The following is a 13,066-nucleotide window of genomic DNA, read 5'->3' as shown; positions in this document are numbered from 1 at the left end:
TTGCTACACGCTTCCTTCAGACCCCGCCTCACGACGACGCCCTTGCGTTTCGCTAGTCCTTCGCCACCATCAGGCTGGACAGGGGACTTTCACCCCCAAGCTGTTGCGCATGCTCGGCACACCAAAAAAAAGCCCGGCTGGATCAGCCGGGCTTTGGTCCGCCTTGCGGCGGGATCCATCTCTACTGCGGTCAGACGTTGTCGCCTTCACCCTCGGTCGCCTGCACCACCGGCGCCGGCTCGATGAAGAGCGACTGCTCTTCTTCAGCGATCGCCTGGGCGCGTTCGCGCTCGGAGGCCTCGCGCGCCTTGCGGGCGCGGTGGTAGGCCAGGCCGGTACCGGCCGGGATCAGACGGCCGACGATCACGTTTTCCTTCAGACCACGCAGGTCGTCGGTCTTGCCCATGATCGCGGCTTCGGTCAGCACGCGCGTGGTTTCCTGGAACGATGCCGCCGAGATGAAGCTGTCGGTCGACAGCGACGCCTTGGTGATACCGAGCAGCAGGTTCTCGTACGTGGCCGGACGCTTGCCTTCGGCGATCACGCGGTCGTTCTCGTCGAGCAGTTCCGAACGCTCCACCTGTTCACCCGGGATGAACTTGGTGTCGCCCACGTCGGCGATCTGGACGCGGCGCAGCATCTGGCGAACGATCACCTCGATGTGCTTGTCGTTGATCTTCACGCCTTGCAGACGGTACACGTCCTGGACTTCGTCCACGATGTAGTGCGCCAGCTCTTCGATGCCCTTCAGGCGCAGGATGTCGTGCGGGTCCGCCGGACCTTCCACGATCATTTCGCCCTTGTTCACCACCTGGCCGTCGTGCACCAGCACCTGCTTTTCCTTCGCGATCAGGAACTCGTGGGCATTGCCGTCCAGGTCGGTGATGACCAGGCGCTGCTTGCCCTTGGTGTCCTTGCCGAACGAGGTCGTGCCGGTGACTTCCGCCAGCACGGCGGCGTCCTTCGGCGAACGCGCTTCGAACAGCTCGGCCACACGCGGCAGACCACCGGTAATGTCGCGGGTCTTCTGCGATTCGGTCGGGATACGCGCGAGCACTTCACCCACGTGCACCTGCTGGCCGTCCTTCACCGTGATCAGCGCGCCGACCTGGAAGCCGATGGTCACGGAGTGGTCCGTGCCCGGGATCTTCACTTCCTGGCCGGCGGCATCGAGCAGCTTCACCTGCGGGCGGATGCCCTTGGTGGCGGCCGTGCGGCGCTTGGCGTCGATCACCACCAGGGTCGACAGGCCCGTCACTTCGTCCATCTGCTTGGCGACGGTCACGCCTTCTTCGACGTTCTCGAACTTGGTCGTACCGGTGTATTCCGAAACGATCGGGCGGGTCAGCGCGTCCCACGTGGCCAGCTGCGTGCCAGCCTTGATGGCCTGGCCGTCCTGCACCAGCAGCGTGGCGCCGTACGGGATCTTGTGGCGCTCGCGCTCGCGGCCGTGGTCGTCGGTGATCAGCGCCTCGCCCGAACGCGAGATGACGATCAGTTCGCCCTTCGCATTGGTAACGTAACGCATGGTCACCGTGAAACGCACGGTACCGGTTGCCTTGGCCTCCACGCTCGATGCCACTGCCGCACGCGATGCCGCACCACCGATGTGGAACGTACGCATGGTCAGCTGCGTGCCCGGCTCACCGATCGACTGCGCGGCAATCACGCCCACCGCTTCGCCGGAGTTCACCAGCACGCCGCGGCCCAGGTCGCGGCCGTAGCACTTGCCGCACAGGCCGTAGCGCGTGTCGCACGACAGCGGGGTGCGGACCTTGACTTCGTCCACGCCGATCGCGTCGATCATCTCGACCAGGTCTTCGTCCAGCAGCGTGCCGGCTTCGATCGCGGTTTCCTGGGTTTCCGGGTTCACCACGTCGGCCACGGTCACGCGGCCGAGAATACGGTCACGCAGCGCTTCGATCACTTCACCGCCTTCGACCAGGGCCTTCATGGCCACGCCGTTGGTGGTGCCGCAATCGTCTTCCACCACGACCAGATCCTGCGTCACGTCGACCAGACGACGGGTCAGGTAACCCGAGTTCGCGGTCTTCAGTGCCGTATCGGCCAGGCCCTTACGGGCACCGTGGGTCGAGATGAAGTACTGCAGAACGTTCAGGCCTTCACGGAAGTTCGCCGTAATCGGCGTTTCAATGATCGAGCCATCCGGCTTGGCCATCAGGCCACGCATACCGGCCAGCTGGCGGATCTGCGCGGCCGAGCCCCGTGCGCCCGAGTCGGCCATCATGTAGATGGAGTTGAACGACTCTTGCTTCACGGTCTTGCCTTCGCGGTCGACCACGTCTTCGTGCTGGAGCTGCTCCATCATCGCCTTGCCCACCTGGTCGCCGGCGGCGCCCCAGATGTCCACGACGTTGTTGTAGCGTTCCTGGTCGGTCACCAGACCCGACATGTACTGCTTGTCGTATTCCTTCACCTTGGCCGAAGCCTCGGCGATGATCTTTTCCTTCTGCGGCGGCACCAGCATGTCGTCGATGGCGATCGAGATACCGGCGCGGGTAGCCAGGCGGAAGCCCGACTGCAGCAGCTTGTCGGCGAAGATCACGGTCTCGCGCAGGCCGCACTTGCGGAACGCGGTGTTGATCAGGCGCGAGATTTCCTTCTTCTTCAGCGGCTTGTTCAGCACCGAGAACGGCAGGCCCTTGGGCAGGATCTCGGACAGGATCGCGCGGCCGACCGTGGTGGCCTGCAGCGTGATCTTGGGTGCGAAACGGGCGTCGCCTTCGGCGTCCTTGTCGACCAGCTCATACTCGGTGATACGCACGTTCACGCGCGAAGCCAGTTCGACTTCCTTGTTCTCGTAGGCGCGGATCACTTCGCTGATGTCGGCAAAGGTCATGCCTTCGCCGCGGCCGTTGATCTTGTCGCGGGTCGTGTAGTACAGACCCAGCACCACGTCTTGCGACGGCACGATCGACGGGTCGCCGTTGGCCGGGAACAGCACGTTGTTGGAGGCCAGCATCAGGGTGCGGGCTTCCATCTGCGCTTCCAGCGACAGCGGGACGTGGACAGCCATCTGGTCACCGTCGAAGTCGGCGTTGAACGCCGCGCAGACCAGCGGGTGCAGCTGGATGGCCTTGCCTTCGATCAGCACCGGCTCGAACGCCTGAATACCCAGGCGGTGCAGCGTCGGCGCACGGTTCAGCATCACCGGGTGCTCGCGGATCACCTCTTCGAGGATGTCCCACACCACCGGGGTCTGGCTTTCGACTTCCTTCTTCGCCGCCTTGATGGTGGTGGCGATGCCCATCGTTTCCAGCTTGTGGAAGATGAACGGCTTGAACAGCTCGAGCGCCATCAGCTTGGGCAGGCCGCACTGGTGCAGCTTGAGCGTCGGGCCCACCACGATGACCGAACGGCCCGAGTAGTCGACGCGCTTGCCCAGCAGGTTCTGACGGAAACGGCCGCCCTTGCCCTTGATCATTTCGGCCAGGGACTTCAGCGGACGCTTGTTGGCACCGGTCATCGCCTTGCCGCGACGGCCGTTGTCCAGCAGCGAGTCAACCGCTTCCTGCAGCATGCGCTTTTCGTTGCGCACGATGATCTCAGGCGCCTTCAGCTCCAGCAGGCGCTTCAGGCGGTTATTACGGTTGATGACGCGGCGGTACAGGTCGTTCAGGTCCGAGGTCGCGAAGCGGCCGCCGTCCAGCGGCACCAGCGGACGCAGCTCGGGCGGCAGCACCGGCAGCACTTCGAGGATCATCCACTCGGGCTTGATGCCCGAACGCTGGAAGGCCTCGAGCACCTTCAGGCGCTTGGCGAACTTCTTGATCTTGGCTTCGGAACCGGTGGCCTGCAACTCGGCGCGGATCTGTTCGATCTGCTTCTCGATGTCGATGCCGCGCAGCAGTTCACGGATGCCCTCGGCACCCATCATGGCGACGAACTCGCCCTCGCCATACTCGTCGCACTTCGCGAGGTAGTCGTCTTCGGACATGATCTGGCTCTTCTTGAGCGGGGTCATGCCGGGTTCGAGCACCACGAATGCTTCAAAGTACAGCACGCGCTCGATGTCGCGCAGCGTCATGTCCAGGACCATGCCCAGGCGCGACGGCAGCGACTTCAGGAACCAGATGTGCGCGGTCGGCGCGGCCAGTTCGATGTGGCCCATGCGCTCGCGGCGCACCTTGGCCAGCGTCACTTCAACGCCGCACTTCTCGCAGATCACGCCACGGTGCTTCAGGCGCTTGTACTTGCCGCACAGGCACTCGTAGTCCTTGATCGGGCCAAAGATCTTGGCGCAGAACAGGCCGTCGCGTTCCGGCTTGAACGTACGGTAGTTGATCGTTTCCGGCTTCTTTACTTCGCCGTACGACCACGAACGGATCTTCTCGGGCGAGGCCAGGCCGATCTTGATCGCGTCGAACTGCTCTTCCTGCTGTACCTGCTTAAAGAGATCGAGCAATGCTTTCATTGCAACTCCTTGTTTCGCCACCGCCCCGGAGTTTGTCCGGGTCGATGGCATTCATCCTGTGGGAAATCCTTCGCTGCTGCGTCTCGACAGGGAACCGGTTGCGGCCGGCTCCCCTCACCTGCCCGATCAGTAGCGATCGAGGTCGATGTCGATACCCAGCGAGCGGATTTCCTTCACCAGCACGTTGAACGATTCCGGCATGCCGGCGTCGATCGAGTGCTCGCCCTTGACGATGTTCTCGTACACCTTGGTACGGCCGTTCACGTCATCGGACTTGACCGTCAGCATTTCCTGCAGCACGTACGACGCGCCGTAGGCTTCCAGTGCCCACACTTCCATCTCACCGAAACGCTGGCCACCGAACTGGGCCTTGCCGCCCAGCGGCTGCTGCGTCACCAGCGAGTACGGGCCGGTGGAACGCGCGTGCATCTTGTCGTCGACCAGGTGATGCAGCTTCAGCATGTGCATCACACCCAGCGTGACCGGACGCTCGAACGCTTCGCCGGTGCGGCCGTCAAACAGCGTGACCTGCTGCTTGGAAGGGGTCAGACCCTTCTCCTTCGCGATCTCTTCCGGATAGGCGAGGTCCAGCATGCGGCGGATTTCGTCCTCATGCGCACCATCGAACACCGGCGTCGCGAACGGCACGCCCTTCTTCAGGTTCTCGGCCAGCTCCAGGATTTCCGAATCCGACAGGCTGTCGAGGTCTTCGACCTTGCCGCTCTCGTTGTAGATCTGCGTGAGCAGCTTGCGCATTTCGGCTGCCTTGGCTTGCGCCTTGAGCATGTTGCCGATGCGCTCGCCGAGGCCGCGCGCGGCCCAGCCCAGGTGGGTCTCGAGAATCTGGCCCACGTTCATCCGCGAAGGCACGCCCAGCGGGTTCAGCACGATGTCGGCAGGCGTACCGTCGGCCATGTAGGGCATGTCTTCGATCGGGGTGATCTTGGACACGACACCCTTGTTGCCGTGACGGCCGGCCATCTTGTCGCCAGGCTGCAGGCGGCGCTTGACGGCCAGGTACACCTTGACCATCTTGATCACGCCCGGCGGCAGTTCGTCGCCCTGCGTGAGCTTCTTGCGCTTCTCTTCGAAGGCCAGGTCGAACTCGTGGCGCTTCTGCTCGATGGCTTCCTTGACGGCTTCCAGCTGGGCTGCCAGTTCCTCGTCGGCCGGACGGATGTCGAACCAGTGGTACTTGTCGATGTCCGCCAGGTACTCCTTGGTGATCTTGGCACCCTTGGCCAGCTTCTTCGGACCGCCATTGACGGTCTTGTCGACGAGCAGGCGCTCCAGACGCTGGAACGCGTCGCCTTCCACGATACGCAGCTGGTCGTTCAGGTCCAGGCGGTAGCGCTTCAGTTCATCGTCGATGATCGACTGGGCACGCTTGTCGCGCGTCACGCCTTCGCGGGTGAAGACCTGGACGTCGATCACGATGCCGCTCATGCCCGAGGGCACGCGCAGCGAGGTGTCCTTCACGTCCGAAGCCTTCTCGCCGAAGATCGCGCGCAGCAGCTTTTCTTCCGGGGTCAGCTGGGTCTCGCCCTTCGGCGTGACCTTGCCCACCAGCACGTCGCCGGCTTCGACTTCAGCGCCGATATAGGTGATGCCCGACTCGTCCAGGCGAGCCAGCTGGGCTTCGGCGAGGTTCGAGATATCGCGCGTGATTTCTTCCGGTCCCAGCTTGGTGTCGCGGGCAACGACCGACAGTTCCTCGATGTGGATCGAGGTATAGCGGTCTTCGGCCACCACACGCTCCGAGATCAGGATCGAATCCTCGAAGTTGTAGCCGTTCCACGGCATGAACGCCACCAGCATGTTCTGGCCCAGAGCCAGTTCACCCAGGTCGGTCGAGGCGCCGTCGGCGATGACGTCGTTGCGGGCAACGATATCGCCAACCTTCACCATCGGACGCTGGTTGATGTTGGTGTTCTGGTTGGAGCGCGTGTACTTGATCAGGTTGTAGATGTCCACGCCGACTTCACCGGCCACGGCTTCGTCGTCGTTCACGCGGATCACGATACGCATCGCGTCGACGTAGTCGACCACGCCGCCACGCATGGCCTGCACCGCGGTGCCCGAGTCGACCGCAACGGTACGCTCGATGCCGGTGCCGACCAGCGGCTTGTCCGGACGCAGGCAAGGCACGGCCTGACGCTGCATGTTCGCGCCCATCAGTGCACGGTTCGCGTCATCGTGCTCCAGGAACGGCACCAGCGAGGCAGCGGCCGACACGATCTGCGACGGCGCCACGTCGATGTACTGCACGCGGTCCGGCGTCACCATACGGGTTTCACGTTCGGAGCCTTCACGCGACGACACCAGTTCGTCGGTCAGGTTGCCGTCGGCGTCGACCGTCGCGTTGGCCTGCGCCACCACGTACTTGCCTTCCTCGATCGCGGACAGGTAGTCGACCTGGTCGGTCAGCTTGCTGTCGACCACCTTGCGGTACGGCGTTTCCAGGAAGCCGTATTCGTTCAGGCGGGCGTACAGTGCCAGCGAGTTGATCAGACCAATGTTCGGACCTTCCGGCGTTTCGATCGGGCACACGCGGCCATAGTGGGTCGGGTGCACGTCACGGACTTCAAAGCCGGCGCGCTCGCGCGTCAGACCGCCCGGGCCCAGTGCGGAGACACGGCGCTTGTGCGTGATCTCGGACAGCGGGTTGGTCTGGTCCATGAACTGCGACAGCTGCGACGAACCGAAGAACTCGCGGATCGCCGACGAGATCGGCTTCGAGTTGATCAGGTCGTGCGGCATCAGGTTCTCGGTCTCGGCCTGGCCCAGACGTTCCTTGACGGCGCGCTCCACGCGCGACAGGCCGGCGCGGAACTGGTTCTCGGCCAGTTCGCCGACGCAACGCACGCGACGGTTGCCCAGGTGATCGATGTCATCGACCTCGCCCTTGCCGTTGCGCAGGTTGACCAGGATCTTGATGGTCTCGAGGATGTCCTCGTCCTGCAGCACCATGGCGCCTTCGCCAGTCGGGCGGCCCAGGCGGCTGTTGACCTTCATGCGGCCAACGCGCGACAGGTCGTACGACTCTTCGCTGTAGAACAGGCGCTGGAACAGCGCTTCCACGGCTTCCTCGGTCGGCGGCTCGCCCGGGCGCATCATGCGGTAGATCGCGATACGCGCAGCAGTCTGGTCGGCGGTCTCGTCCACGCGCAGGGTCTGCGACATGTACGGGCCCTGGTCCAGGTCGTTGGTGTACAGGGTCTGGATCTGCTTGACGCCGGCTTCGCGCAGGTTTTCCAGCAGCGTTTCGGTCAGCTCGTCGTTGGCGTTGGCAATTACCTCGCCGGTATCCGGGTCGATGATGTTCTTGGCCAGCACGCGGCCCAGCAGGTAGTCTTCCGGCACGCTGATCAGCTTGGTGCCGGCCGAGTCCAGGTCGCGGATATGCTTGGCGTTGATCCGCTTGTCCTTCTCGACCACCACGCGGCCGTTCTTGTCGGCGATGTCGAAGCGCGCGACTTCACCGCGCAGGCGCTCGGGCACGAACTCCAGCTGCGCGCCTTCGGCCTGCAGCGTGAAGTTGTCGAACACGAAGAAGTGCGCGAGGATCTGTTCCGGGGTCAGGCCGATCGACTTCAGCAGAATCGTCACCGGCATCTTGCGGCGGCGGTCGACGCGGAAGTACAGGATGTCCTTCGGATCGAATTCGAAGTCCAGCCACGAACCGCGGTAGGGGATGATACGTGCCGAGAACAGCAGCTTGCCCGAGCTGTGGGTCTTGCCCTTGTCGTGCTCGAAGAACACACCCGGCGAGCGGTGCAGCTGCGAGACGATGACACGCTCGGTGCCGTTGATCACGAACGAACCCGTGGAAGTCATCAGCGGGATTTCGCCCATGTAGACTTCCTGCTCCTTCACTTCCTTGACCTTGCCCGGGTTCTCGCGATCGTTAATGATCAGGCGAACCTTGGCACGCAGGGCCGAGTGGAAGGTCAGGCCACGCTGCTGACATTCCTTGACGTCGAACGGCGGGTTGGATAGGTGATATGAGACGAACTCCATACGGGCAAGCCCGTTATGCGAGGAGATCGGGAAAATTGCGTTGAAAGCGGCCTGAAGGCCTTCGGTCTTGCGACGCGCGGTCGGCGTTTCCGCTTGCAAGAACTGGGTGTAGGATTCAATCTGAGTGGCAAGCAGGAATGGAACCTGATGTACCGTCGCGCGCTTCGCAAAGCTTTTGCGAATGCGCTTCTTTTCGGTGAAGCTGTACGCCATGGGATCTCCGAATCATCGCAGGACGGCTGGACCTGGCCGCGCCTGAGGTGTTCAGCGACTGGGAGGGGATTTGGCGGTTGGCCGCTACCAACCTCTGGCTGACGGTGTCCGCACGCTGCGGGCGGTGTGGTCGTCGCATCAGCGCAACGCCTGTACTCGCCCGGGGGACACCCGACCAAACTTGTCTTCTGCAGTCGGTTCAGAAGACAAACATCAGCAGCAACCCCTTAGTGTGCCACTGATGTTTGGCCTCTGCTGAATCGCCGGCAAATCAAAGCCTGCCGCGAATCGCAAACATCACTTTCTTCTGCTTCCTCGCTGTGCGGAGTGGTGACTAAAACACAATCGCACAAGCGCAAAAAGGCTGGCGCCGGGAATTTCCCTTTGCCAGCCCCATTCGCGTGCCACAAGGGCACGCGAGCGCAGCATTACTTGACGTCGACCTTGGCGCCAGCGTCTTCCAGCTTCTTCTTGGCTTCGGCAGCAGCGGCCTTGTCCACGCCTTCCTTGACGGGCTTCGGTGCGCCATCGACCAGGTCCTTGGCTTCCTTCAGGCCCAGGCCGGTGATTTCGCGAACAGCCTTAATCACGCCAACCTTGTTGGCGCCGACTTCGGCCAGGATCACGTTGAACTCCGTCTGCTCTTCAGCAGCGGCGGCACCGCCAGCGCCCGGAGCAGCAGCCACGGCCATGGCAGCGGCCGACACGCCAAACTTCTCTTCGAACGCCTTGACCAGGTCGTTCAGTTCCATCACGGACATGGCGCCAACGGCTTCCAGGATGTCGTCTTTGGTGATTGCCATTTGAAATACTCCTACTAGATTTGATTCGGTATCGGTAATGCGATCTTTCGATGCGCGGCCTGGTGCCTTAGGCGCCGGCGGCTTCCGCTTCCGCGGGAGCACCTTCTGCGTTCTTGGCAGCCAGGGCAGCCAGCAGACGGGCGAAGCCCGACACCGGTGCCTGCATCACGCCCAGCAGCTGAGCAATCAGTTCGTCGCGGCTCGGGATCGAGGCCAGCGCCTTCACGGCGGCAGCGTCGAGAACCTTGCCGTCATACGACGCAGCGCGCAGGACCAGCTTGTCGTTGGTCTTGGCGAAGTCGTTCAGAACCTTGGCCGAGGACACTGCATCTTCGGAAATACCGTAGATCAGCGGACCGGTCATCTGCTCTGCGAGGCCTGCGAACGGCGTACCTTCGACGGCACGGCGGGCCAGCGTGTTCTTCAGAACACGCAGGTACACGCCTTGCTGGCGAGCGGCAGCACGCAGCTTGGTCAGATCGCCAACCGCAATGCCGCGATATTCGGCCACGACGATAGTCTGGGCCTTGGCGACTTGCGCCGAGACCTCAGCAACGACGGCCTTCTTATCTTCAATATTGAGTGGCACGGTTAAGCTCCAAAATGACGCTAACTCTCCGGCAATACCGGAGCCTTCACGTCAGCACAAACGAACGGCGTCCGATTGGCCCGAATCACCCGGGTCAATGCCCGGCTTCTTCAATCCCTTCGGGTGCGCCATCTGCGCTGGCAGGCCGGAAGCAGGGACCTGGCACATGGCCACTTCGCATGCTCCGACCGATTAAGCCCTTTCCGTATCACTGCCACGGACCAGGACACCAGCGGTCTTTGATAACCAGCAGTGCCGCCGTTGCTTGCGCAACCGGGCGGCACCACTGCCCAAAGCCTTGCTCCTTCCCTGTTCGGTCCGGAGACGATCCCCGCCGTGACGAGGACCTTCAATTCTGCTTGCCGACCGGTGTTATCGGGTCACGGTCGGCAATTTGCCGTCAGCTCAGGCTGCCAGCGTAGCCTGGTCGACACGCACGCCCACGCCCATGGTCGACGAGACCGCGATCTTGCGCAGGTACACGCCCTTGCTCGTTGCCGGCTTGGACTTGACCAGCGCTTCCAGCAGCGCCGACAGATTGCTCTTCAGCGCGGTGTCTTCGAACGAACGGCGGCCGATGGTGGCGTGGATGATACCGGCCTTGTCGACACGGAACTGCACCTGACCGGCCTTGGCGTTCTTCACGGCCTGGGCCACGTCGGGGGTCACGGTACCGACCTTCGGGTTCGGCATCAGGCCGCGCGGACCCAGGATCTGGCCCAGCGTACCGACGATACGCATCGTGTCCGGCGAAGCGATCACGACGTCGAAGTTCAGGTTACCGGCCTTGACTTGCTCAGCCAGGTCTTCCATGCCGACGATGTCAGCACCAGCAGCCTTGGCGGCTTCGGCCTTCTCGCCCTGGGCGAACACAGCCACGCGAACCGACTTGCCGGTACCGGCGGGCAGCACCACGGAACCACGCACCACCTGGTCCGACTTCTTGGCATCGATGCCCAGTTGCACGGCCACGTCGATCGATTCGTCGAACTTCGCCGAGGCGCAGCCCTTCACCAGGCCCAGGGCCTCGTCGATCGGGTAGAACTTGGTACGCTCGATCTTCGCCTTGTTGGCGGCGACGCGCTTGGAAACCTTAGCCATTTACAGACCCTCCACGGTGATGCCCATCGAACGAGCCGAACCGGCGATGGTACGCACTGCGGCGTCCAGGTCGGCGGCGGTCAGGTCAGCGTTCTTGGCCTTGGCGATTTCTTCAGCCTGGGCGCGGGTGATCTTGCCAACCTTGTCGGTGTGGGGCTTCGGCGAACCCTTGGCCACGCCGGCTGCCTTCTTGATCAGCACGGTCGCGGGGGGCGACTTCATCACGAACGTGAAGCTCTTGTCGGCGAAGGCGGTAATCACCACCGGCACCGGCAGACCGGGTTCCATACCCTGGGTCTGGGCGTTGAACGCCTTGCAGAACTCCATGATGTTCAGACCACGCTGACCCAGTGCGGGACCAACGGGCGGGGAGGGATTTGCCTTACCAGCCGGAATCTGCAGCTTGATAAAGCCAATGATCTTCTTGGCCATCTCTACTCCAATCCGGATCGCTCTTTCGGGATGCGATCCTGTTGAGTCGTAACGCGCTGTCGCCGCACCATCGGCACGGCCTCACGCTCCTCTTGGCGCCGCCACCGGGGCGTCGCCGTCGCCGGTCGCCGCCCTTTCGGGCAGCCGCCGGCAAATTCCTTAGACCTTCTCGACCTGGCCGAACTCGAGTTCGACCGGCGTTGCGCGCCCGAAGATCGTGACCGAGACGCGCAGGCGCGACTTCTCGTAGTTCACTTCTTCCACGTTGCCGTTGAAGTCGGTGAACGGGCCGTCCTTGACGCGCACCATTTCGCCCACTTCGAACAGCGTCTTGGGACGCGGCTTCTCGACCCCTTCCTGCATCTGGGTCATGATCTTGTCGACTTCGCGCTGCGAAATCGGGCTCGGGCGGTTGCGGGCGCCGCCCACGAACCCGGTGACCTTGCTGGTGTTCTTCACCAGGTGCCAGGTCTCGTCGGTCATTTCCATTTCCACCAGCACGTAGCCGGGGAAGAAACGGCGTTCGGTGACCGACTTGTGGCCGCCCTTGATTTCCACGACTTCTTCGGACGGCACCAGGATGCGGCCAAACTTGTCCTGCATCTCGGCGCGCTCGATGCGCTCCTGCAGCGCGCGCTGCACGCTCTTCTCCATGCCGGAGTAGGCATGCACGACATACCAGCGCTTCTTCGACGAAGGCGATTCCGGCGCGGTGATTTCCTGCTGAGCGTTATCCGTCATGTGCTACCTCTTATTTCCAGCCCAGCACGAGCGAGAAGACGACCCACTCGATGAGCTTGTCCGCCGACCACAGGAATAGCGCCATGATGACGACAAAGACGAAGACCAGCCCCGTCATCTGCCCGGCTTCCTTGCGCGTCGGCCAGACGACCTTGCGAACTTCCCGATACGATTCCTTGGCGAACCCGATAAAGTCCTTGCCAGGTGCCGACACCAGCGCAACGACGATACCCAGTGCAATACCACCGAACAGTGCGGCGCCACGTACATAAGACGGTTGCTGTGCCAGTGCATAGAAACCGATGACGCCCGCAACCACCAGCAGCACCGCGACACCAAGCATCCACTTGCCGCTGCTGGCGTTCACGGTTTCAACATTGGGATTGGCCATGTTTCGCAAACGAGACTAAGCCGCGTCACGATTGCTCCTCGCGACGCGGCTGATTGATTTGGCAGGGGCAGAGGGAATCGAACCCCCAACCTTCGGTTTTGGAGACCGACGCTCTGCCAGTTGAGCTATACCCCTAAAACAACTGTGGGGCCGGCGCTTGCGCCAACCCCTTCTGGCAACGAACGCGGCCGGTTGGTGCCGCGTTCGCCATCAAACAACTTAGTCGAGGATCTTTGCCACGACGCCGGCGCCGACGGTACGGCCACCTTCGCGGATAGCGAAGCGCAGGCCTTCTTCCATGGCGATCGGGGCGATCAGCTTGACGGTGATCGACACGTTGT

Annotated in this window: 9 protein-coding genes and 1 tRNA gene; all 10 read right to left on the bottom strand. The window is 62.8% G+C overall.

Annotated features, from left to right (window positions below; all coding sequences use genetic code 11):
* Positions 1 to 190: 190 nt before the first annotated feature.
* Positions 191 to 4,435, bottom strand: coding sequence for a DNA-directed RNA polymerase subunit beta' (rpoC, locus tag DN412_RS40360; RefSeq protein ID WP_078198165.1), 4,245 nt, complete (start codon positions 4,433 to 4,435; stop codon positions 191 to 193).
* 126 nt (positions 4,436 to 4,561) lie between these two features.
* Positions 4,562 to 8,668, bottom strand: a complete 4,107-nt coding sequence (rpoB, locus tag DN412_RS40355; RefSeq protein ID WP_115216639.1) for a DNA-directed RNA polymerase subunit beta — start codon at positions 8,666 to 8,668, stop codon at positions 4,562 to 4,564.
* Positions 8,669 to 9,096: 428 nt separating this feature from the next.
* Positions 9,097 to 9,471: a 50S ribosomal protein L7/L12 gene (rplL, locus tag DN412_RS40350; RefSeq protein WP_010810464.1), complete on the bottom strand. Its 375-nt coding sequence runs from the start codon at positions 9,469 to 9,471 to the stop codon at positions 9,097 to 9,099.
* 67 nt (positions 9,472 to 9,538) lie between these two features.
* Complete coding sequence (rplJ, locus tag DN412_RS40345; protein ID WP_115216638.1) at positions 9,539 to 10,060, bottom strand: 50S ribosomal protein L10; 522 nt, start codon at positions 10,058 to 10,060, stop codon at positions 9,539 to 9,541.
* A gap of 405 nt (positions 10,061 to 10,465) precedes the next feature.
* Positions 10,466 to 11,161, bottom strand: coding sequence for a 50S ribosomal protein L1 (gene rplA / locus DN412_RS40340; protein ID WP_115216637.1), 696 nt, complete (start codon positions 11,159 to 11,161; stop codon positions 10,466 to 10,468).
* Positions 11,162 to 11,593 (bottom strand): 50S ribosomal protein L11, encoded by a 432-nt coding sequence (rplK, locus tag DN412_RS40335; RefSeq protein WP_042882508.1) that lies wholly within the window; start codon positions 11,591 to 11,593, stop codon positions 11,162 to 11,164. It abuts the gene before it with no gap.
* A 159-nt stretch (positions 11,594 to 11,752) separates the two neighbouring features.
* Positions 11,753 to 12,334 carry a transcription termination/antitermination protein NusG gene (nusG, locus tag DN412_RS40330; RefSeq protein WP_078198169.1) on the bottom strand — a complete coding sequence of 194 codons (582 nt, stop codon included), beginning with the start codon at positions 12,332 to 12,334 and terminating at the stop codon, positions 11,753 to 11,755.
* 10 nt (positions 12,335 to 12,344) lie between these two features.
* Positions 12,345 to 12,725 (bottom strand): preprotein translocase subunit SecE, encoded by a 381-nt coding sequence (gene secE / locus DN412_RS40325; RefSeq protein ID WP_010810469.1) that lies wholly within the window; start codon positions 12,723 to 12,725, stop codon positions 12,345 to 12,347.
* Positions 12,726 to 12,784: 59 nt separating this feature from the next.
* Positions 12,785 to 12,860, bottom strand: a tRNA-Trp gene (locus DN412_RS40320).
* Between the two features lie 84 nt (positions 12,861 to 12,944).
* Positions 12,945 to 13,066 (bottom strand): EF-Tu C-terminal domain-related protein (locus DN412_RS40315; RefSeq protein ID WP_076607016.1); only part of this gene is annotated, 122 nt, incomplete at its 5' end.

It is taken from the genome of Cupriavidus lacunae, from assembly GCF_003353055.1.
Lineage (GTDB): Bacteria > Pseudomonadota > Gammaproteobacteria > Burkholderiales > Burkholderiaceae > Cupriavidus > Cupriavidus lacunae.
Note: the sequence above shows the minus strand (reverse complement) of the source record. Positions and strands in the feature narration are given on the sequence as shown.

Bases quoted from the DNA above. Each gene is read 5' to 3' on its own strand.
- rpoC (WP_078198165.1), bottom strand. From the start codon at position 4,435: ATGAAAGCATTGCTCGATCTCTTTAAGCAGGTACAGCAGGAAGAGCAG.
- rpoB (WP_115216639.1), bottom strand. From the start codon at position 8,668: ATGGCGTACAGCTTCACCGAAAAGAAGCGCATTCGCAAAAGCTTTGCG.
- rplL (WP_010810464.1), bottom strand. From the start codon at position 9,471: ATGGCAATCACCAAAGACGACATCCTGGAAGCCGTTGGCGCCATGTCC.
- rplA (WP_115216637.1), bottom strand. From the start codon at position 11,161: ATGGCTAAGGTTTCCAAGCGCGTCGCCGCCAACAAGGCGAAGATCGAG.
- rplK (WP_042882508.1), bottom strand. From the start codon at position 11,593: ATGGCCAAGAAGATCATTGGCTTTATCAAGCTGCAGATTCCGGCTGGT.
- nusG (WP_078198169.1), bottom strand. From the start codon at position 12,334: ATGACGGATAACGCTCAGCAGGAAATCACCGCGCCGGAATCGCCTTCG.
- secE (WP_010810469.1), bottom strand. From the start codon at position 12,725: ATGGCCAATCCCAATGTTGAAACCGTGAACGCCAGCAGCGGCAAGTGG.